At 65.3% G+C, this 21,461-nt stretch carries 19 protein-coding genes; 8 read left to right on the top strand and 11 right to left on the bottom strand.

Features of this window, described 5'->3' with window-relative positions:
* Positions 1-374: 374 nt before the first annotated feature.
* Together IE097_RS19345 and proB are read right to left on the bottom strand one after the other, a co-directional pair.
* Positions 375-773 carry a hypothetical protein gene (locus IE097_RS19345; protein WP_229797567.1) on the bottom strand — a complete coding sequence of 133 codons (399 nt, stop codon included), beginning with the start codon at positions 771-773 and terminating at the stop codon, positions 375-377.
* Between the two features lie 208 nt (positions 774-981).
* Positions 982-2,097 carry a glutamate 5-kinase gene (proB, locus tag IE097_RS12335; protein WP_189461150.1) on the bottom strand — a complete coding sequence of 372 codons (1,116 nt, stop codon included), beginning with the start codon at positions 2,095-2,097 and terminating at the stop codon, positions 982-984.
* Here proB and msrQ point away from each other — a divergent pair.
* Genes msrQ through IE097_RS12320 form a run of 3 tightly spaced genes read left to right on the top strand, consistent with a single transcriptional unit; the run spans position 2,074 to position 4,083 of the window.
* Positions 2,074-2,898 (top strand): protein-methionine-sulfoxide reductase heme-binding subunit MsrQ, encoded by an 825-nt coding sequence (gene msrQ / locus IE097_RS12330; protein ID WP_189461149.1) that lies wholly within the window; start codon positions 2,074-2,076, stop codon positions 2,896-2,898. The genes proB and msrQ overlap by 24 nt on opposite strands.
* Positions 2,873-3,637: a threonine/serine exporter family protein gene (locus IE097_RS12325; protein ID WP_189461148.1), complete on the top strand. Its 765-nt coding sequence runs from the start codon at positions 2,873-2,875 to the stop codon at positions 3,635-3,637. Before msrQ ends, IE097_RS12325 begins: the two co-directional genes overlap by 26 nt.
* Positions 3,634-4,083, top strand: coding sequence for a threonine/serine exporter family protein (locus IE097_RS12320; protein WP_189461147.1), 450 nt, complete (start codon positions 3,634-3,636; stop codon positions 4,081-4,083). The genes IE097_RS12325 and IE097_RS12320 overlap by 4 nt, the downstream gene beginning before the upstream one ends.
* Here the strand turns inward: IE097_RS12320 and IE097_RS12315 are convergent.
* Entirely contained in the window at positions 4,080-5,003 is a 924-nt protein-coding gene (locus IE097_RS12315; protein ID WP_189461146.1) for a LysR family transcriptional regulator, read from the bottom strand. The two genes, IE097_RS12320 and IE097_RS12315, sit on opposite strands and share 4 nt — an antisense overlap.
* A 110-nt stretch (positions 5,004-5,113) precedes the next feature.
* Here IE097_RS12315 and IE097_RS12310 point away from each other — a divergent pair, with 110 nt between their 5' ends.
* From IE097_RS12310 to IE097_RS12300, 3 genes are all read left to right on the top strand, one after another.
* Positions 5,114-6,352, top strand: coding sequence for a D-amino acid dehydrogenase (locus tag IE097_RS12310; RefSeq protein WP_189461145.1), 1,239 nt, complete (start codon positions 5,114-5,116; stop codon positions 6,350-6,352).
* Positions 6,353-6,368: 16 nt separating this feature from the next.
* Positions 6,369-6,722: a RidA family protein gene (locus IE097_RS12305; protein WP_189461144.1), complete on the top strand. Its 354-nt coding sequence runs from the start codon at positions 6,369-6,371 to the stop codon at positions 6,720-6,722.
* Positions 6,723-6,824: 102 nt separating this feature from the next.
* Complete coding sequence (locus IE097_RS12300) at positions 6,825-7,727, top strand: transporter substrate-binding domain-containing protein (RefSeq protein ID WP_189461143.1); 903 nt, start codon at positions 6,825-6,827, stop codon at positions 7,725-7,727.
* Positions 7,728-7,778: 51 nt separating this feature from the next.
* Here IE097_RS12300 and IE097_RS12295 read toward each other — a convergent pair whose 3' ends face one another.
* A complete protein-coding gene (locus IE097_RS12295; RefSeq protein ID WP_189461142.1) occupies positions 7,779-9,167 on the bottom strand; it encodes a DUF2252 domain-containing protein in 1,389 nt (462 codons plus the stop codon).
* 29 nt (positions 9,168-9,196) lie between these two features.
* Positions 9,197-10,219: an adenosine deaminase gene (locus IE097_RS12290; protein ID WP_189461141.1), complete on the bottom strand. Its 1,023-nt coding sequence runs from the start codon at positions 10,217-10,219 to the stop codon at positions 9,197-9,199.
* A 171-nt stretch (positions 10,220-10,390) separates the two neighbouring features.
* On the opposite strand from IE097_RS12290, the gene IE097_RS12285 reads away from it, so the two are divergent.
* A complete protein-coding gene (locus IE097_RS12285) occupies positions 10,391-11,179 on the top strand; it encodes an SDR family NAD(P)-dependent oxidoreductase (RefSeq protein WP_189461140.1) in 789 nt (262 codons plus the stop codon).
* 17 nt (positions 11,180-11,196) lie between these two features.
* On the opposite strand, the gene IE097_RS12280 is transcribed toward IE097_RS12285, so the two are convergent.
* On the bottom strand, positions 11,197-11,949 hold the full coding sequence (locus tag IE097_RS12280) for a dienelactone hydrolase family protein (protein WP_229797566.1): 753 nt from the start codon (positions 11,947-11,949) through the stop codon (positions 11,197-11,199).
* Between the two features lie 269 nt (positions 11,950-12,218).
* Here IE097_RS12280 and IE097_RS12275 point away from each other — a divergent pair, with 269 nt between their 5' ends.
* Entirely contained in the window at positions 12,219-14,462 is a 2,244-nt protein-coding gene (locus tag IE097_RS12275) for a glycosyltransferase (protein WP_189461139.1), read from the top strand.
* 53 nt (positions 14,463-14,515) lie between these two features.
* Here the strand turns inward: IE097_RS12275 and IE097_RS12270 are convergent, their stop codons facing one another.
* The 5 genes from IE097_RS12270 to ptsP form a co-directional block, all read right to left on the bottom strand.
* Positions 14,516-15,415: a Rho-binding antiterminator gene (locus IE097_RS12270; RefSeq protein ID WP_189461138.1), complete on the bottom strand. Its 900-nt coding sequence runs from the start codon at positions 15,413-15,415 to the stop codon at positions 14,516-14,518.
* A 95-nt stretch (positions 15,416-15,510) separates the two neighbouring features.
* Positions 15,511-15,864 (bottom strand): arsenate reductase (glutaredoxin), encoded by a 354-nt coding sequence (gene arsC / locus IE097_RS12265; RefSeq protein WP_189461137.1) that lies wholly within the window; start codon positions 15,862-15,864, stop codon positions 15,511-15,513.
* Complete coding sequence (locus IE097_RS12260; protein ID WP_189461136.1) at positions 15,861-16,649, bottom strand: 5'-methylthioadenosine/S-adenosylhomocysteine nucleosidase; 789 nt, start codon at positions 16,647-16,649, stop codon at positions 15,861-15,863. Before IE097_RS12260 ends, arsC begins: the two co-directional genes overlap by 4 nt.
* A 139-nt stretch (positions 16,650-16,788) precedes the next feature.
* Entirely contained in the window at positions 16,789-18,552 is a 1,764-nt protein-coding gene (gene ptsG / locus IE097_RS12255; RefSeq protein WP_189461135.1) for a PTS glucose transporter subunit IIBC, read from the bottom strand.
* Between the two features lie 166 nt (positions 18,553-18,718).
* Positions 18,719-21,265 carry a phosphoenolpyruvate--protein phosphotransferase gene (gene ptsP, locus IE097_RS12250; RefSeq protein WP_189461134.1) on the bottom strand — a complete coding sequence of 849 codons (2,547 nt, stop codon included), beginning with the start codon at positions 21,263-21,265 and terminating at the stop codon, positions 18,719-18,721.
* Positions 21,266-21,461 lie beyond the last annotated feature (196 nt).

Below are 21,461 nucleotides of genomic sequence, written 5' to 3'. Positions count from 1 at the left end.
GCTGCCCGGCTGTTTTCGGGCAATCTCGCCGCCGAAACCGGCCACAAGCATGTCCGCCCAATACCGGCGCGCTCCCGGTGATTTTTTGCGGCTCATTGCCCTTGCATCCGATTTCGCAACCCGCCGATTCTACTCCCGTTTTTCACCATGCGATTTTTGGCGCCTGGTTACCATTTCCGGATCATTGGCACGTGGCGGGAGCGATGGCGGGCAACGCCGAACGCAAGCCGCTTCATCGACGCTGAAACACGCGCGACTCGGGCACCGAGCCTGGCTGCGGCACCTGGATTTCGTGGACAGACCAACGGCTCGGGGAACGGCAATGCAGGTCGCATCGACTGCCGCCCCAAACTGGCCCGGCAGCCCTGGCTGAGCTAGCACTTCAGCCACTCGGCAATAGGGGCCTCGCCCGCAGACTTGAGCGTCAGGCCCCGACCGGTCACCCTGCACATGGCGCCGTTGGCGAAAACGAGTTCCAGTTCGACGCTTTCAGTCGTTTCAAAGGGAACTGGAACGCGCCCCGGACCGGCCCCCGCCACCCGCAGTACGCCATGTGCGAGGCTGCCGATGCAGCCGGGCTCTTGCTCGACGAGGGACGCATGAAAACACCGCAGCACGAGAGGCTGCATGAACTCCGCATCATCATCGCCACACGGCCGGGATTGCCCGCGACGAATCCGGCCTGCCGAGAAGCGGACAAGGAAATCCTCGCCATCAAAACCGACGACCGCAACCTCGGAGTCCTGGAATTCAAGTGCATCACGGTTGGGCATTCATTCCCCGAAACACATCTCTCCCCGACCCCCAAATCGAAACACGCTGACTGGACCGAGTGAAACAAGGCTCAACGCTGCCAGAAAACAGCCAGTACATCATGGAACTGGCGCATCGGCTTGCGCGAACCCGGCCCGATACGGGCTGAATCAATCCATACGGCCCCGTGCCTGGAGCATCGTGCACCCTTGAAGCTACTCCATTGGCCTACAGCATCACCAGATTGTCCCGGTGCACCAGTTCCGGCTCGTCGATATACCCCAGCGTGGCTTCGATCTGCCCGGTGGGCTGGCGCAGGATGCGTTTGGCGTCCTTGCTCGGGTAGTTGGCGATGCCGCGGGCGAATTCGACGCCGTCCGGGCCGACGATGCGGACGATTTCGCCGCGCGGGAAGTCGCCGTCGATCTGGGTGACGCCGATCGGCAGCAGGCTGGAGCCGCGGTCGAGCATGGCGCGGCGCGCGCCTTCGTCGACGTGGACGCGGCCGTGGATCTGCAGGTGGTCGATGATCCACTGCTTCTTCGCCGCCAGCGGCGTGGTGTGCGAGATCAGCAGCGTGCCGATCGCCTCGCCGGCGGCCAGCCGGGTCAGTACCTGCGGTTCGCGGCCGCTGGCGATGACCGTGGCCGCGCCCGAACGGGCGGCACGCTTGGCGGCGATGATCTTGGTGTACATGCCGCCGGTACCGACCGACGAGCCGGCGCCGCCGGCCATGGCTTCGAGCTCGGGCGTGCCGGCAATCGCCTGATTGACGAACCGCGCGTCCGGGTTGCTGCGCGGGTCGGCGGTGTACAGGCCCTGCTGATCGGTGAGGATGATCAGCGCATCGCCTTCGATCAGGTTGGTGACCAGCGCACCGAGGGTGTCGTTGTCGCCGAACTTGATCTCGGCGGTGACGACGGTGTCGTTCTCGTTGATGATGGGGATCACGCCGAACGACAGCAGCGTCAGCAGGGTGGAGCGGGCATTCAGGTAGCGGGTACGGTCGGCCATGTCGTCATGGGTCAGCAACACCTGTGCGGTCTTGAGGCCGTGCTGGCGGAAGGCGCTTTCGTAGCCTTGCGCCAGCCCCATCTGGCCGACGGCGGCGGCGGCCTGCTTCTCGTGCACGGCGCTGGGCTTTTCGCTCCAGCCCAGCCGGGCCACCCCTTCGGCAACGGCGCCGCTCGACACCAGCACGACTTCCTTGCCCTGCTTGGCGAGTTCGGCGATTTCCTCGGCCCAGCGCGCCAGCGCGTGGTGATCGAGCCCGCGGCCTTCGTTGGTGACGAGGCTGGAGCCGACCTTGATGACGAGACGATGGGCAGACTGGACGATGGTCATGGCAATGGCGGGCGCGGGAAAAAAACCGATTATAAGGGGTGTCAGATCGGCGCGGCTGCGGCGACTCAAGCTTGTACGCGGGATGCCACGCAGCGGGTGAATACATCTGCCGCAGCCCCGCGGCCGTATGTATCCGCACCATGGCAGGAACCGACCTGCACCGACCGGGACCTAAGCATCATGATCCGAAACCTGAAAATCGCCGTTTTCCTGCTTTGCCTGCTGCCGCTGGCACGTCTGGTGTGGCTGGCACCGTCCGCAGTGAACCCGGTGGAGTTCATCACCCATTCGACCGGCACCTGGGCACTCGTCGGCCTGCTGGTGACGCTGTCCGTGTCGCCGCTGCGCCAGTTCACCAGCCGCAACGAGCTGCTGAAGTTCCGCCGGATGCTCGGGCTGTTCGCGTTCTTCTACGCCTGCCTGCATTTCACCACCTGGTTCGCGCTCGACCATTTTTTCGACGTCGGCGCCATGTGGCACGACGTCGTCAAGCGGCCGTTCATCACGGTCGGCTTTTCCGCCTTCGTGCTGCTGATACCGCTCGCGGTCACGTCGAACGACGCCATGGTGCGCAAACTCAAGCGCAACTGGGCGCGCTTGCACAAACTCGTCTATCCGATCAGCATCCTCGTCGTCGTCCACTACTGGTGGCTGGTGAAGCGCGACATCACCGAGCCGGCGATCTACGGCCTTGTTCTGGCGCTGCTTTTGCTGTGGCGGCTTGACCGTTGGCAAAAACGCCGCAATGCATCCGGTCCACAATCGAAGCATGGACGTGCCACAGCCCCAACCACTCCCTGATCCGGCCCGGATCGCCAAGCTGGCGCTCGACGCTGCGGTGCTGGTGCACCAGAGCGGCGGCGATACCGCGCGCACCACGGCAACGCTCGACCGCACCGCGCGCGCGCTCGGCGCCCGCCGTGTCGATGCGATCGTCTCGTCGCTGAGTCTCGGCGTCACCGTCAGCGTCGATGGCCGGCAGGAAACCGCGTTGCGGCGCGCCCCGCACATGGGGGTGAACTTCCGCGTGCTCTCGGGCGTCAACCGTGCCGTCAACGCGCTCGAGGCCGGTCGCGTCGGTGCCAACGGCTTTGCCACGCTGCTCGACGATCTGGAAAGTTATCCACACTATTATCCGGCCTGGCTGGTCGCGGTCTTCGTCGGCTTCGCCTGCGGCGCGTTTGCGGCGCTGTTCCACGGCGACCTGATGGCGGTGGCGATCACCAGCATCGGCGCAGCGCTCGGCATGCGCGTGCGGCAGCTGCTGGCGATGCGCCATTTCAAGCCCTTCGTGTTCGCCCCGGCCGCCGCCTTCGTCGCGACGCTGGTCGTCGGCCTGCTGCAGGGCCTGACCGGCACGCCGCAGGCGGCGCTGGCGGCGTCGGTGCTGTTCCTGATTCCCGGAGTACCGTTGATCAACGGCGCGGCCGACCTGCTCAGCGGCAGCTATCTGAACGCGCTGGTGCGCCTGACCATGGGTGCGGTCTTCGTCGTCGGGCTGGCGCTGGGGATGAGCGTCGCACTGAGGATCGTCGTATGAGCACCTGGCTGATCTCGCTGTGGGCCGCGCCGGCGGCACTGGGCTTCGCACTGCTGTTCAACGCGCCGCCGCGGGCGCTGTGGGCCGCCGCGGTGCTTGCGGTCATCGGCCGGCTGCTGCGCGACGTGCTGATGCACACCGGCATCGACATCACCCTCGGCACGCTGCTGGCCGCGCTGGCGATCGGCGGGCTGGCCGAGCTGTGGGCCCGCCGCGTCCGGCTTGCGGCGCCGGTCTTCGCGATTTCGGCAGCGATCCCCATGGTGCCCGGCGTGTCGATGTACGAGGCCGTGCACGCGCTGATGAAGCTCTCGGGCCTCGCCGCCGGCCAGTCGGCCGAACCCTATCTGGTCGATGCCGGTACCGGCATCGTCCGTGCGGCGATGATCCTGCTGGCACTGACGATCGGCATCGCCATGCCGTCGCTGCTGATGCGCAAACGCTAGGCTGGCCGCCCCGACCCGCCAGCCTGCTTCACCAGTTCGCCCGCCCGTGCCGCGACCAGCTCCAGCAGCGCGGTCAGCGGGTGCGACGGGGTTTCGTCGATCCGGGTCAGCGCGTACAGCGTCATCGGCAGTACCGGTGCCAGCGGGCGGATCATCGTCGCTGCCGGGTCGGCGCCGAGCGCGGTGAACGGGTCGACGATGGCGACGCCGGCGCCGGCCTCGACCAGTGCACGCGCCAGTGGATAAGTCTGCACGGCGAGGCGGATGCGCGGCGGCGGCTCGACCACGGCAAGGTGGTGCTCGAGCAGCGCCGACAGCGGATCGTCGGTCGACAGGCCGATCAGCGGCGTATCCGCCAGCGCGTCGATCGGCAGCGGCACACCGGCCTGCGATTCAGCCCAGAAGCCGCTTGGCGCCAGCGCGACCAGCGCACCGGTCGTCATCGTCCGCACCGCCAGCCCCGGGTGGTCCGGCTGCTTCAGCGTCAGGCCGACGTCGAGCTCGCGCATCATCAGCCCCTGCACCAGCTCGCGGGTGTGGTGTGTGGACAACTCGCAACCGCTCTGTGGAAAACGTGTGAGCCAGCTGGGTACAAGCTGTGGAAGCAATGCCAGCGCCAGTGCCGGCGTTGCGCCGACCCGCAGCGTCCGGCCCGGGTTGTTGCGCAGGTTCTGCGCCAGCCGCCGCACCGACTTCAGGCTCTCGCTGACCTTGGCGATTTCGCGCTCCAGCTCCAGCGCTTCCGGCGTCGGCTGCAGCTTGCCGCGCACGCGCAGGAACAGCGGAAACCCGAGCTGCAGCTCGGCATGCTGCAGTACCTTGGTCACCGCCGGCTGCGACACATGCAGCAGCTGCGCCGCGCCGCTGACCGATCCGCTCTGGCGGATCGCCTGAAACACTTCGATATGCCGTAGCCGCATTGCCCATAACCTTTGCTTATACAAAGGCCATGTTTATTCATTATCGCGGTGCTGTCACTGCGGATTAACGTGAATGTCATCAACGGACATTCAACGGGCATTCGCAAGGCATGGCACACATCGGCATCATCGGCGGCGGCGTCATCGGGCTGGCAACGGCATGGGCACTGGTCCGCGACGGCCACAGCGTCACGGTGCTCGAAGCGCGCGAACACGTCGGCACCGAGACCAGCTTTGCCAACGGCGGCCAGCTGTCCTACCGCTACGTCGCGCCACTGGCCGATGCCGGCGTGCCGCTGAAGGCACTGGGCTGGCTGGGGCGCGACGATGCACCGCTGCGGCTGAAGCCGCGGTTCGATCCGGCGCAGTGGCGCTGGCTTGCATCCTTCCTGCTGGCCTGCCGCAGCTCGGTCAACCACCGCAACGGCGCACACCTGCTGCGGCTGGCGTTGCAGAGCCAGGCCACGCTGGCGCAATGGATGGCCGAGGACGAGCTCGGCGATTTCGGCTGGCGCCGCAACGGCAAGCTGGTGACCTTCCGCGACCGCGCCAGCTTCGAGCATGCGGCCCGACATCTGGCCGACGCCTCGGCGCAACACGTGCTGAGCGCCGGCGACTGCCTGCGGACCGAGCCGGCCCTGCCCGACGGCGCCTTCGTCGGCGGGATTTACACACCGGACGAGGAAGTCGCCGACTGCCACGTCTTCTGCCGGCGGCTGGCCGAGAAACTGCGGACGTCGCATCGCTGCACGCTGCTCACCAACCGGCGCGTGTCGTCCATCGTCCACAAGGGCGGCAGCGCACACGGCGTGCTCGTCGACGGTGATTTCCTCCCGTTCGACCACGTGGTCATCGCCGCCGGCCATCGTAGTGGCGAACTCGGTCTGCCCGGCATCCGGTTGCCGCTGTACCCGCTCAAGGGCTACAGCCTGACCCTGCCGGTCGGCCCCGGTCACATGCCGCCGGAAACCAGCATCACCGATTACGACCGCAAGATCGTCTACGCCCGCATCGGCCACCAGCTGCGCATTGCCGCAATGGTCGACATTGTCGGCTTCGACGCCGCACCGGACCCGAAACGGCTGGCAGTGCTGCGGGCGCAGGCCCGCGAGAGCTTTCCCGATGCCGGCGACCACGACGCGGCGATCGAATGGGCCGGCATGCGCCCGGCCACGCCGACCGGCGTGCCGCTGATCGGCGCCACGCCGTACCGCAACGTCTGGCTCAACGTGGGTCACGGTGCACTCGGCTTCACGCTGGCCTGCGGCAGCGGCCAGATCCTCAGCGAACTCATAGACCGGCGCGCGCCGGCCATCGCCCTGACCGGCTTCGGCCTGAGCGCGGCCTGAACCAAGGAAACCCCGCATGTCCCTCACCCGCATTGCCAGCAATGATCGCCTGTCCGGCGCCATCATCGTCGACCGTCTCGTTTTCCTGTCCGGCCAGGTGCCCGGCAGCGGCGGCAACATCGTCGACCAGACCAAGGAAGTGCTGGCCAGGATCGACGCGCTACTGGCCGAGGCCGGCGCCCACAAGGACGACATCGCCACCGCGACGATCTACCTGAAGGACATCGCCGGCGATTTCGCCGCAATGAACCGCGTCTGGAGTGCCTGGCTCAGCCCGGGCAAGGTGCCGTGCCGCACCACGGTGCAGGCCGAACTCGCACGACCGGCGGTGCTGGTCGAAATCACCGTCACCGCCGTCAAACCGCAGTAACCGTTCCACGTGAAACGCCACAGGCGGCCCGACCGCAACGGTGCACGTTTCACCGCACAACACCATCAGGCCACTGGCCGCTACACCACCGGGAGTCCACGCATGAACAAGCTTGTCCTGACCACGCTGACCGTCTCGACCCTCGTTGCCAGCCTCGGCTGTGCGGCGGCCGAGGAGCTGAGCGGCACGCTGAAGAAGATCAAGGAAACGGGAACGATAACCCTGGGTTATCGCGATGCATCGATCCCGTTCTCCTATCTCGGCGACGGCAGCGGCCAGCCGATGGGCTACTCGGTCGAGCTGGCCGGCAAGGTGGTCGAGCAGCTGAAGAAGACGCTGGGCCTGCCCAACCTGCAGGTGAAGTACAACCTCGTCACCTCGCAGACGCGGATTCCGCTGGTGCAGAACGGCACCGTCGACCTCGAATGCGGCTCGACCGGCGTCACCGCCGAACGCCAGAAGCAGGTCGATTTCTCCTACGGCTTCATCTACGTCAAGGGCCAGCTGCTGACCCACAAGGACAGCGGCATCCGCGACTTCAAGGACCTGAAGGGCAAGAACGTCGTCACCACCGCCGGCACCACCAACGAGCGCTACCTGAAGAAGCTCAACGCCGACGAACAGATGAACATGAACGTGATCAGCGCCAAGGACCACGGCGAGGCCTTCCTGATGCTGCAGTCGGGCCGGGCAATGGCGTTCTACATGGACGACGCGCTGCTGTACGGCGAGCGCGCCAAGGCCAAGGTGCCGCATGACTGGATCGTCGTCGGCACGCCGGCATCGCGCGAGATCTACAGCTGCATGGTGCGCAAGGACGACGCGCCGTTCCGCGATCTGGTGAACGGCACGCTGGCCGGCGTGTACAAGTCGGGCGAGATCGGCAAGATCTACCAGCGCTGGTTCCAGGAACCGATTCCGCCCAAGGGTATCGACCTCGAATTCCCGATGACGGCCGAGCTGAAGGAGATCATAGCCAAACCGACCAGCGAACCGGCGAAGTAAACCGCCAATGCAAAGGGCCGCGATTGCGGCCCTTTGCATTGGCGGTGCGGTTCACTCGTCCGGCAGTTGTACCGGCAACCGGCCGTCGGTGATCGCCTGCTTGAACAGTGCGTAGTCGGCCTCGGTCTGGTCGGCGTACGCCAGCGCATAGTCGGCGATCGCCTGATCGAAGGTATCGCTGCTGCCGAGATAGCCGGCGATCTCGGCCGACAGGCCGCTGGCCTTGGCGTGCGCGCGCGCCAGCGTCCAGCCGCAGGTGCCCAGATACGATTCGAACATCTCGGCGTTGTAGGTTTCCAGCCGGGCCGACAGCTTCATGTCGCGCAACTGCCGCACGTAGAAATGCCGTCCGGTCGGGCCGACCAGCCAGCCGAGGAAGAAGTCGCTGGTCGCCTGCATCAGCCGCTGGCCCGAGACGACGCGCTGGCCCTGATGCGGATACGGCGCCGGCGGCAGCACGCTCGCCAGCACCGATTCGCGCGCTTCCTTCAGCTGCAGGAACAGCGGCTGGTCGTGTTCGTCCATCAGCAGGATCACCAGACAGCGGGTGCCGACACTGCCGACGCCGACGACCTTGAAGGCGATGTCGACCATCCGGTAGCGCGACAGCAGCAGGCGCCGGTCGTCCTGCAGGGTGTTCAGGTACTGGGCGTAGCTCGGCTGCATGATGTCGAGCATGTCGGCCGCCTGGCGCATGGCGTCGTCGTCGGGCAGCAGCGAATGCTCGTTGTTCAGGTGGAAGATCACCGGCGGGTTGTCGACCAGCTTCAAGGTGCCGTCGACCTCGGTGGTGATCTTCGGCAGCAGCCGGTCGTGGGTGCGCTTGCGCGCCTTGGCGGCGTTCTGGTCGAGCCAGGCGGCGATTTCCGGATCGTCGGCCGAGCGCTTGAGCGCATCGAAGCCGATCTTTTCGCACCACAGTTCGAGCTCGCTCATCCGTGCATAGCTCGCCATGCGGATCCGGTAAGTCTGCACCAGCATGCGCACCAGTTCGTGCGCCCGTTTGTCACTCAGCCCGCGTTCGCGCGCCGCCAGCACCGCACTGACCGCCAGCCGCTTGATGTCCCACTCCCACGGGCCCGGATGCGTTTCGTCGAAATCGTTGATGTCGAAAACGAGGTTGCGCTCGGGGGTGGCGTAGACGCCGAAGTTCATCAGGTGGCAGTCGCCGCAGATCTGCGTCGCCAGCCCGGTATCCGGGCTGCCCTGCAGATCGAAGGCCTGCAGCAGCGAGGTGCCGCGGAAGAAGGCGAACGGCGACGCCTGCATCCGGCCGTAGCGCAGCGGGATCAGCGCCGGCACCCGGCCTTCGCTCGATGCCTCGATCAGCGCGACCGGATCGCGTTCGCGCCGTACCCAGTTCGTGTGCGACGAGCGCGGCACCTGATCGCGGATGGCCTTGCCGATGCTCTGACGGTATTTGCGGCTGATGTCGGCCATGGCAGTGTCCACGGGTGGGTTGAGGGGAATCAGGCCGGTTCGGCGGCCAGTGTATCGATTTCGGCGTACCAGCGCGTCTTGGCGGCATCGTCCATCCAGCTAGCCTCGATGCCGTTTCTGGCCAGCTGCACCAGCTCGGCACGCGTCAGGTCCAGCGCATCGGCACAGGCCTGCCAGTTCTCGCCGACATAGCCGCCGAAATAGGCCGGATCGTCCGAGTTCACCGTCGCGACCAGCCCGCGTTCGAGCAGCGTACGCAGCGGGTGGTCGGCCAGCGTGTCGAACACGCGCAGCTTGATGTTCGACAGCGGGCACACGGTCAGCGGGATGCGGTGTTCGGCCAGATAGGCGACCAGTGCGTCGTCTTCGAGCGCACGCACGCCGTGATCGATGCGCGCGACGTCGAGCAGCCGGATCGCCTGCCAGACGTAGTCGGCCGGGCCTTCCTCGCCGGCGTGGGCGACACGCGCGAGGCCGAGCGCCTTGCAGCGGGCAAACAACCGCGCGAACTTCTCCGGCGGGTGGCCGTGCTCGCTCGAATCGAGGCCGACACCATCGATCTGCGACAGGAAAGGCAGCGCCTGCTCGAGCGCGGCAAAGCCGGCGTCTTCGGACAGGTGGCGCAGGAAGCACAGGATCAGCCTGAAGCCGATGCCGAGCTTCGCCTCGCCGTCGACCAGCGCGCGGCGGATGCCGGCTAGCGCGGTTTCGAACGGCACGCCACGCTCGGTGTGCGTTTGCGGATCGAAGAAGATCTCGACATGGACGACACGATCGGCGTGCGCACGCTCGAGGTAGGCCCAGGTCAGGTCGTAGAAATCGGCCTCGGTCAGCAGCACGCCGGCACCGGCGTAGTACAGGTCGAGGAAGGACTGCAGGTTGTGGAAATCGTAGGCGGCGCGCAGCGCGTCGACGTCCGGGTAAGGCAGGGTCACACCGTTGCGCAGCGCCAGCGCGAACATCAGCTCGGGTTCGAGCGTACCCTCGATGTGCAGGTGCAATTCGGTCTTGGGCAGGCGGCGCAGCCAGTCGGCGCGGGCGGATTCGGACATCTTCAACTCCATGGGCATAGCCCTGCGAGTTTAGTCCATTCGTGCCCGCCACCTCTGTAATGACTTCACGCGATGGACGGTTGCAAAACCTCGCCGAAAATTGACATTTCTACATGGTCGCCCGGCCGGTTCGAAGGCTAAATGGGCGGCAGTGTCGCCTTGGGGATCACGATGTCCGCACCACTCAGTTTTACCGAAGTCCACTACGACGACCTTGCCGGCCAGCGCGTGCTGGTCAGCGGCGGTGCGTCCGGCATCGGCGAAGCCTTGGTCGAGGCCTTTCTGGCCCAGGGTGCCAAGGTCGCGTTTCTGGATGTCGACGACGTGGCCGCGCAAATGCTGCTGGCCCGTCACCCGGATGCACCGATGCACTACCTGCATTGCGACGTGCGCGACATTGCCGCACTGCAGGCGGCGATCCACGAAGTCGAATCGATCTGGCACGGCATCGACGTGCTGGTCAACAACGCCGCCCGCGACGACCGCCACACGCTGGACGGCCTGACCGTCGACTACTGGGACGACGCGCTGGCGACCAATCTGCGCCACCACGTCTTCGCAATCCAGGCCGTTGCCGCCGGCATGCGCGCCCGCGGCAGCGGTGCGATCATCAACATGGGTTCGATTGCCTGGATGCGCGGCAACCCGACCATGCTGGCCTACACCACCGCCAAGGCGGCGATCCACGGCCTGACCCGCACGCTGGCCAAGGATCTCGGCCCGGCCGGCATCCGCGTCAACAGCATCGTCCCCGGCGCGATCCGCACCGACAAGCAGGTGCGGATGTGGCAGGAAGCCGGCACGCCGGAAATGGAACAGCGCTTTCTCGACCAGCAGGCGCTGAAGTTCCGTCTGGACGCCAGCGACTGCGCGCACATGGCGCTGTTCCTCGCCTCGCGCGCCAGCCGCGGCTGCACCGGCCAGGATTTCGTCGTCGACGCGGCGTTGTCGATCAACTAGCCGCGTCGCCGCCGCCCTCAGCGCAACACGCGGCCGAACAGGTCCAGCGCCAGCCGGTAACCGGTCAGCGCCAGCTGCGCATCGTAGCGTTCGCCTTCGTCGCGCATGAAGGCATGCTGACCGTTGAACTCGTGCCAGGTGAAGTCGAGGCCGGCATCGGCCAGCTTCTGATAGACCTGCGCACGCCCGGCCGCCGGGATGTGCGGATCCTGCTTGCCCCAGATCATCAGGAGCTCGCCCCTGATCTCGGCCAGCCGGTCCATGCTGTGCTGGCCCGGACCGTTCGGGATCGTGTTCGAATGCAGGTCGGTCGCGTAGAAACACGCGGTCGCGGCGATCTCGGGCTGCAGCGCGGCGCGAAAGGCCAGATGGCCGCCGATGCAGAAGCCCATCGCACCCACATGGCCGTCGTACCACGGCTGTGCCGCCAGCCAGTCGATCATCGCCCGGTTGTCGCTGTCATAGCTTTCCGCCGGCTTGGCCGCCTTGTCGGCGTTGCCCTTGTCGCGGCCGGCGTCATCGTATGCCAGCACCGTGCCGGCCGGATTCAGTTCGTGGAACACCTCGGGCACCAGCACCGCATAGCCGTGCCCGGCGAGCAGCCGCGCCGCACGTTCGATCGGCCCGGTCTGCTGGAAAATCTCCGAGTAAAACAGCACCGCCGGATACTGGCCGTCACCGGACGGACGGTGGACATAGGTACGCATGCTGCCGGTTGCGGTCGGCAGGTCGACGAAGTGGCTCTGGGTGATCACGGGGGCGGGCTCCATGGATGAACGGTTCACGAGTGTAGAACCGGAACGGTCCGCGCGCACCTGCGGAACGGCCTGCCGTTCGCCCGAAAACGATCGCCGAATGGCATCGGACGCTTGCCGACTGTCGTTTGCTGCACAAAGCGGCTGCACGGATGCTAGCGTAATCTTACAAGCAAGAAGAGTCCGCCCCGGCACTGCCTTGGCAGCAGCGCCCGAAATAACGACCCGCCGCGGTCATCGGACAGCAGGCGCAGCGGCACGGGTCCGAGCAGGAGAGCCGTATCATGAGCAAAGCCACCGGCATCCGGTACGAGCAACTGCGCCCGTCGCAAATACTCGTCGTCATCGTCTATCTGATCGTCGCCGTAATTTACTTCAGCTGGCGACCTACCGTCTTCAACCCCCAGGCGCCCATTTTCTCGGTGCTGCTCTACGTTGCCGAGCTGTACGGGTTCTTCACCGCGCTGCTGCACCTGTTCATGACCTGGCGACTGGCGGAACGCGACATGCCGGCGGCACCGCCGGGACTGAGCGTCGACGTGTTCGTGCCGTCGCTGAACGAGCCGGTCGATCTGGTCCGGCGTACGCTGCTGGCCGCGATCGAGATGGAATACCCGCACAAGGTCTGGCTGCTCGACGACGGCAACCGGCCGGAAATGGCCAGGCTGGCCGCCGAACTCGGCTGCAACTACCACGCGCGCGACAACAACGAGCATGCCAAGGCCGGCAACCTCAACGCGGGTCTGGCGCTGAGCCAGGCCGATTTCGTGGCCGTTTTCGATGCCGACCACGCGCCGGCGCGGCGTTTTCTGGTGGAAACGCTCGGCTACTTCAACGACCCGAAAGTCTCGTTCGTCCAGACACCGCAGGACTTCTTCAACCTCGACTCCTACCAGCACCGCAAGAACAAGCAGGCCACGGTGTGGACCGAACAGTCGCTGTTCTTCCGCGTGATCCAGCGCGGCAAGGATTACTGGAACGCAGCCTTCTTTTGCGGCAGCTGCGCGATCCTGCGGCGCGCATCGCTCGACACCATCGGCGGCTTTGCCACCGGCACGGTCACCGAGGACCTGCACACCTCGCTGAAACTGCACAAGGCCGGTTTCGAATCGGTCTATCACCCCCATTCGCTGGCCTTCGGCATTGCCCCGGCGTCGGTTGTCCCCTTCATCAAGCAGCGCATCCGCTGGGGTCAGGGCGCGATGCAGATCTGGCGGCGTGAAGGTGTGGTGTTCGCCCGTGGCCTGACTTTGGCACAGCGGATCAACTACCTCGCCTCGATGAGCACCTACTTCGACGGCTGGCAGAAAGGCTTCTTCTACCTCGCACCGATCGTCGTGCTGACCACCGGGCTGTCGCCGATCTCGACCTTCAGCGAAGGCTTCCTGATCCGCTTCATTCCCTACATCCTGCTGACCTTCTTCATGTACGAGGAAATCAGCCGCGGTTACGGCCGGACGCTGATGATAGAGCAGTACAACTTCGCACGTTTCTGGGCCTTCGCCTGGGCCACGCTGGCAATGTTCCGCGGCAAACTCAAGTTCAGGGTCACCAGCAAGTCGGTGACCGGCAGCAGTTACCGGCGTTTCGTGATGCCGCAGTTCCTGATCCTGCTGCTGTCGGCACTTGCCATTCCGGTCGGCCTGATGATGTACGGCTACTTCGGCAAGCTGCCGCTCGACGGGCTGATTGCCAACTCGATCTGGGCGCTGGTCAACAGCACGCTGGCACTGCTGATGCTGCTGTTCACCCGTGCCAGCAGCCAGAGCCGCCGCAACGAGTACCGCTTCCCGATTCCGCTGCCGGCACGTCTGCGCTTTCCCGGCGGGACAACGACTTACGGGACGGTCGACGACATCTCGTCGTCGGGTTTCCGGCTGTACGCACAGTTGCCCGATGACGTCCGCAACGGTGTCGAAGTCGATGGCGAGCTCTACCTGCCGTCCGGCACGCTGCCGATCCGCGCCAACATCGCCGCAACGATCCGTGCACCGTCGCAACGCCCCGGCGAACCCGGTTACATCAAGGCCATCGGTTGCGTGTTCGACTGGAACACCACGGCGGAACGCGACCGACTGGACCTGTTCCTCTACGGTTCCGACCTGCAGTGGCAGGTGCAGTCACTGACCGAACGCAGCCGTACACCGTTGCAGTACCTCGGCGATCTGTTCTCCGGCAGGCACGTGCCGAACGTCGCCAAACGGCAATGGACGACCGTGCTGTACCGCGACAATGCGGAGGAAAGCATCGGCAAGAAGGTCGGCCTGCTGAGTCGCGACATGCTGTTGACGTTCTCGCCGCTGTCGGCCGGCAGCCATGAAGTCACCACGATTACCCGGACCGGTCTCGAGCAGATCCAGATCCGTACCGACGGCGAAACGGTCTACGACAGCCCGGTGGCACCGGTCTACGGCCACGTACTGCCGCAACAGGCCGGCAAGCCCGTCACCGTCGATACGGCGGCACCGCGGCCGTCGCTGGCTGGCAGCGGCCTTGCCGGTCAGGCGGGAATGATCCGGCGCTTTTGACGTAACCGGTTAGGGACAACAGATCGGCGTCGCGAATGCGACGCCGATCTGTTTCAGCGCAGCGCCACGTGGCCGAAACGCGCACCGGGGGTCAGCGGCGTCAGCGCACGGATGTGATCGAAGCGGACCTCGACCTCGCCGGCATGCGTTGCCAGCACCAGATATTCGGCATGGCCGTGGTCGCGGATGTCCTGTGCCAGCCCGATTGCCGTTTCGCCGCCGACGAGTTCGAGGTGCAGCTTGTAGCGTCCCATGCAGGCGATTTCGAGGTAGTCCAGCGCCTCGCACGAAACCTGATGGAATTCGCCGTTGGCGTGGCCGTCGAGCGCGCGCAGGCGCGGATTGAGCGTGTAGGTACCGGTCATCCTGGCTTCGCCCAGCACATGACCGGCGATGGCAGCGCGTACGTCGGCGCCGGTGAACGCGCCGTCGACAGGAAGGCGTTCAAGATCGAGCGCGTACAGCGTGAACACATAACGGTGCGTCAGCGCATCGTTCCACGGCGGGCAGGGGCCGTCGTAACCGAAGTAGTTGCCGGCCATCGCCTTGTCGCCGGCGAACCAGCCGGTGAAATCGTTGATGCCGTGACGGAAGCCGTGCAGTGCCGCCGGCCCCGGCTTGCCGCGCACCTGGACGCCATCGGCGTGCTCGCCGGCAGCAATCGCACGCACCGAAGCCGGAATCTCGATCAGCACCCAGTGAAAAAAGTCGACGCGCGGCAAGACGGCGGGCACTTCCCGGTCGTCCCGGTTCACGTCGTCCCCGCGGCTCGGCACGTCCGGGTCGTGGACCAGCAGCACGAACGACTTCGTGCCAACCGGAGCGTCACGCCACGCCAGCTGCGGATTGCGGTTGGCCGACAGTGCGACGTGGTTGGCCGTATCAGCGATCGCAAAGGCGAACTCGCCCGGAATCGGGCTACCGTCATGAAAGGAATCACTCCACAACTTCATCGCGCTGTCCTCCTTGTGCAGGTGAACTCTCAACTTAGACCCGCCGGCCGTCCCTTGCTGCCTGCCGCGGCATTCCGGTCCACCGAATACCGTCCTTACCCGAGCAGCTTCAGCACCGACTCCGGTGGCCGGCCGATCGCCGCGCGCGTGTTGTCGACAACGACGATGGGCCGCTCGATCAGTTTCGGCCTCGCCACCATCGCGGCAATCAGTGCCGCGTCGTCGAGCGCCGGGTCATCAAGGCCGAGCTCGGCATACTCGGCTTCCTTGCTGCGCATCAGCGCACGCGGCACAAGACCGAGCAGCGACAGCAGATGCCGCAGCATTTCGGCATCGGGCGGCGTGTTCAGGTATTCAACGACCTCGGGCTCCAGACCGCGTTCGCGCAGCAAGGCCAGCGTCTCGCGCGACTTGCTGCAGCGCGGATTGTGGTAAATCGTGAGCTTCATGCCTGTTCCTCGGCGGACAACGGCGGACGCAACAGTGCTGCAACGGGTGACTGGTATCGCGACAGCAGCGCAGTGACGAAGGCCTGGCAGGCGTTGGCCGTGCTCACGTCGTGCGCCGCACCGTTGACGATGTTGTTCGAAACGACGCGCACGCCCAGAAAGGGCAGCCCGTACTGGCCGCAGACCAAGGCAACCGACGCCGCCTCCATTTCCTCGACCAGGGTGCCGTAGCGGGCGTGGAAGTGCGCGATGCGGTCGAGTTCGTTGTTCCAGACGTCGGATGAACCGATCACGCCGTCGACAACGCGGCCGGCGCGGTAGCCGACCTCGCGCGCCAGGGCCAACAGCGCCGGATCGGCGTCGAACGACATGGGCACCGGCATGGTGAATTCGGCACTTTCGCTCTGGTCCATCAGGTCGAGCGGCCGCCAGGCCAGCGTATCGCTGCCGGCGCCGGCGTCGCGGAAGGGACTCTGGAACGCGCCGAGATGGATGACCCGCGTGCCAAGCACCAGATCGTTCGGCTGCAAAGCCGGATCGTGCCCGCCCGCAGTGCCCTGATTGATCACCGCCGCCGGCGCATAGCGTTCGATCGCCAGCGCCGTCGCAGCGGCAGCATTGCTCATGCCCATGCCGGTCCGGCTGATGACCACCGGAACCCCGCCCAACAGGCCCGACCAGAACGTCCAGCCTCCGGCGGTTTCGACGACTACCTCGTCCAGTTGCGCAACCAGTGATGCGATCTCGACCTGCATCGCCCCCTGGATCACGATCGGCTTGTTCATCGGCCTCTCCCTCAATCGGCAAGGTGCCAGCGTAACCCAGTCGCCGCTTCAGTACGAGGTGACCGCACCTGACATCCGCGCCGCGGAATGCAAAACGGCGTGCCCGAAAGCACGCCGTTTTGCGGACCGGAGCTGCGGTTTACTTCAGCAACTTGGCCAGATCTTCGGCATCGTTGCCGATGATCACGTGCACGACCTTGTCGCTGACCGGCATCACCGCAATGCCGGCTTTTTCCAGCTCGGCCTGCTGCAGCAATGCCAGATCCTTCAGCGTGACGCGCACGCGCGTCACCGCCACGGCCTCGACCTCGTGCAGGTTGGCCTTGCCACCCAGCAGCTTGAGGACGGTTGCTGCCTTCTGGCGCGTGGCATCGCTGACCGGGGCAGCAGCAGCTGCTGCAGGGGCCGCCGCGGCTGTCCCGGCTGGCGCAATCGCAGGACCGTCGGCTTCGGCGCCGGCAGTCTTCAGATAGACCTGCATGTCGGTCTTGAGGTTTTCCGAACGGGTGCCGAAGATCGCCTGCATGTTGTTGCCAACCTGCATGACACCGGCGGCACCGAGTGCCTTCAGCTTGGCCTGGTCGACACGGGCCGGATCGGCCACCGAAATGCGCAGACGGGTGATGCAGGCGTCGAGCGACTGGATGTTCTTGCGGCCACCGAAGGCCAGCACCAGCTGTTGCGACATGCCCGAGCGGTCATCGCCGGCCACGCCGGCATCGGCCACTTCCTCGTCCTCGCGCCCCGGGGTCTTGAGGTTGAACTTGGTGATGAAGAAGCGGAACACCGCGTAGTAGATGACGAAGTAGATCGGGCCGAGGATCAGCGTCCACCACCAGTTCTGCGCGTACTTGCCGAAGGCGTTGAACAGCAGGAAGTCGATGCCGCCCTGCGAGAACGTGAAGCCCATGTGCATGTTCAGCGTGTTGGCGATGAACTGCGCGGTACCGACCAGCAGCGCGTGGATCACGTACAGCTGCGGTGCGACGAACAGGAAGGAGAACTCGATCGGTTCGGTGATCCCGGTCAGGAACGAGGTCAGCGCAGCGGCAACCATCATGCCGCCGACCTTGACCTTGTTTTCCGGCTTGGCCGTGTGCCAGATCGCGATGGCCGCACCCGGCAGGCCGAACATCTTGAAGAAGAATGCGCCCGACAGGATGCCCGCGGTCGGATCACCGGCGAAGAAGCGGTTGATGTCGCCGTGGACGACCTTGCCCGCCGCGTCGGTAAACGAGCCGATTTCGAAGAAGAACGGCACGTTCCAGATGTGGTGCAGACCGAACGGCACCAGAATGCGCTCAACCACGCCATAGACGGTGGCGGCCGAACGCGGGTCACCCGCCGCAGCCCAGTGCGAGAACACGTCGATGCCGTGCTGGATCGGCGGCCAGATGATCGACAGGATCACGCCCACCACGATGGCAGCGATACCGGTAACAATCGGCACGAAACGCTTGCCGGCAAAGAAGCCCAGGTACGCCGGCAGTTCGATCCGGTAGTACTTGTTGAACAGCCCGCCCGCAACCGCACCGATGATGATGCCGCCGAACACGCCGGTTTCCATCGACTTCATGCCCATCACGGTCGCCGGGGTGATGCCGAAGTAGCTCGCCATCACGCCGAGCGTCGCGATCATCACGACAAAGCCGACGACGGCCGCCACAGCGGACACGCCGTCGTTCTCGGTCAGGCCGAGCGCGACGCCGACGGCGAAGATGATCGGCAGGTTGCCGAAGATCGCCCCACCGCCCTGCGCCATGATCTGGTTGACGATGTCGGGGATGAAGGAAAAGTTGGAACTGCCGATACCCAGCAAGAGGCCGGCCACGGGTAGCACGGCTACCGGCAGCATCAGCGCCTTGCCGATCTTTTGCAGAAAGGCAAATGCGGCATTGATCATGTTTTGCTCACTCCTATGCGAGTGCGTTCGGAACCCCGACAGCGTGTGCTGGGGGCTTGTTTTTTTATACACGGTGCCGCTGTATGCGGCACCTTTCTTGCATCCGCGGCAACTGCGGACGACAGGCCCGCGCGGGTGTAGCGGCCGCGCGGGGGAACTGTTGGATTTAGCCGGCGGCCTTGCCGAGGCGCTCGCGCACTTCGCTGGCCGTACCGAGCTGCAGCACTTCGGCCGCCAGTTTCTGACAGTCGGCCTTCGACAGGCGACGCACCATGGCCTTGATCGCCGGAATCGCCGGTACGCTGACCGACAGCTCGTCGACGCCAATGCCGATCAGCAGCGGCACGGCCTGCGGATCGGAAGCAATGCCGCCGCAAACGCCGACCCACTTGCCTTGGGCATGTGCACCCTTGACGGTCAGCGCGATCAGGCGCAGCACGCCCGGGTTCAGCGCGTCCGCCTGCTTGGCGAGTTTCGGATGACCGCGATCCATCGCCAGCGTGTACTGGGTCAGGTCGTTGGTACCGATCGAGAAGAAATCGGCTTCCTTGGCAAAGTGCTCGGCCATCACGGCAGTCGACGGCACTTCGACCATGATGCCGACCTTGACCTCGGCGCTGATGTTCAGCGCGGCCTTTTCCTCGGCCACGATGGCCTTGGCGGCGCGCAGCTCGTCGAGCGTCGCGATCATCGGGAACATGATGTGCAGTTTGGAGAACGGCGCAGCACGCAGTACCGAACGGATCTGCACGCGGAACATTTCCGGCTCGGCCAGACACAGGCGCACGCCACGCACGCCGAGGAAGGGGTTTTCCTCGGCCGGCATCGGCAGGTACGGCAGCGGCTTGTCGCCACCGACGTCGAGCGTGCGCACGACGAAGGTGCGTTCGTTGCCGAGCACCTTGGCGATGTCGCTGTAGATCTGGGTCTGTTCTTCCTCGGTCGGCGCATCGGCGCGGTCGAGGTAGAGGAATTCGCTGCGCAGCAGGCCGACGCCTTCGCCGCCGAGTTCGACGCCCTGCTTGGCTTCGTCGAGGCCGCCGATGTTGGCGACCACTTCAACGTGGTGGCCGTCGGTGGTGACCGGCGCTTCGTGCGCGGCAGCCAGCTCTTCGGCGCGCTGCTTGGCCAGCTTGACCTGCGCTTCGCGGATCTGCGCCACTTCGGCGTCCGACGGGTTCTTGCGCAGCGAACCCTTGCTGCCGTCGAGGATCACGGCGGTGCCGTTGGCGATTAGCAGTGCATCCTCGTCGATGCCGCAGATTGCCGGAATATTCAGCGAGCGGGCCAGGATCGCAACGTGGCTGGTTGCGCCGCCACCGACGGTGGCGAAGCCGAGGACCTTTTCACGGTCGAAGCTCGCGGTATCCGACGGGGTCAGATCCTCGGCGATCAGGATGGCGTTTTCCGGCAGCGCCAGTTCGGCTTCCTTGACGCCGGCAATGATGCGCAGCACGCGACGGCCGACGTCGCGGATGTCGTTGGCACGACCGGCCAGCACTTCGTTCTTCAGCGCGGCAAGCTTGTCGGCATAGGTCGAAAACGCCGCTTTCCACGCAAAACCGGCACTCTTGCCGCTGCTGATGCCGTTGATGGCGATGTCGAGCAGGTCCGGATCCTCGAGCAGTTCCTGGTGCGCGTTGAAGATCTCGGCCTTCGAGGCATCGGAAATTTCGCTCTTGAGTGCTTCGAGCTGGTTGCGTGCTTCCTTGAGCGCGGCGTCGAGCTTGCTGCGTTCGAACTGGGCATCGCGGCCCTGTTCGGCAACTTCGATCGCTTCCTGGCGCACCTGGTAGATCTGGCCGACGGCCAGACCCGGCGAAGCCGACACCCCCAGCAGCACGTTCGGATCGCCCGACTTCGGCTTGGCCGGCGCAACGGCGCGCTTGGTCTTGGCGAGGTGCTTCTGTGCGGCCGGCGAGATCAGACCACCGACTTCCTCGCCCGAGCCCTGGACGATCATGTCGGCCACCGCCTTGGCCGCAGCCGCCGCATCGGGGCCGGCCGCCTTGACGCGGATTTCGTCGCCGTACTGGACTTCGAGGCCCATGATGGCGACAACCGACTTGGCGTTGGCGTTTTCATCGCCGCGAACGAGCTTGACCGTCGAAGTGAAGGTCTTGGACAGATTGGCGACGACGGCGGCAGGGCGGGCGTGCAGGCCGGTCGGGTTCGGGACGCGAACCGGTTCGGACAGGACATCGGCGCTCGGTGCCGCGGTGACCGCAGCCGCGGTGGCAGCACCGGCAAGCTCCAGTGTCAGCGCAACGTTCTGACCGGCACGGACGAAACCGTTTGCCGGCACGAATTTGGCGACGCGGTCGCTGTTGGTGATGACGATCTGGGTCAGCAGGCTGCGGGCCTTGCGGCTGACCGCATCACCGTCGAACTCGATCAGCGGCTGGCCGGCGGTGACGGTATCACCTTCCTTGACCTTGGCGCTGAAACCCTCGCCCTTGAGCATCACGGTATCGAGACCGATATGGATCAGCACTTCGATGCCGTCGGCCGTCGTGATGGTCACGGCATGACGGGCCGAGTGCAGCTGGGTGATCTTGCCGGCCACCGGCGAAAGCAGCACGTTCGAGGTCGGGTCGATCGACACGCCATCGCCGACCATTTTTTGGGCAAATACCGGATCGGGTACTTGTTCGATCGGGACCAGCAGGCCGCTCAGCGGCGCGAGAAGCTCAAGGCGATGGGATGCAGTCATATCGACAACCTCTTGTTGATTTTCAACGGATTTGTGTTTTTGGATCGCGTGGGCCGCTTATGCCAACGGATTATGTCATTCGCCCCTGATTCTAGAGTGCGAGTCCGTTTCCAACGTGTGAAATTTTGCGCTTGCCGAGTCTAAAACCGTGCAGATGTTTGATCTAAGTCGGTTTTCACCTTATTGGCAATGCCAA

It is taken from the genome of Jeongeupia chitinilytica, from assembly GCF_014652315.1.
Lineage (GTDB): Bacteria > Pseudomonadota > Gammaproteobacteria > Burkholderiales > Chitinibacteraceae > Jeongeupia > Jeongeupia chitinilytica.
This window is presented reverse-complemented; position numbering and strand designations above follow the sequence as displayed.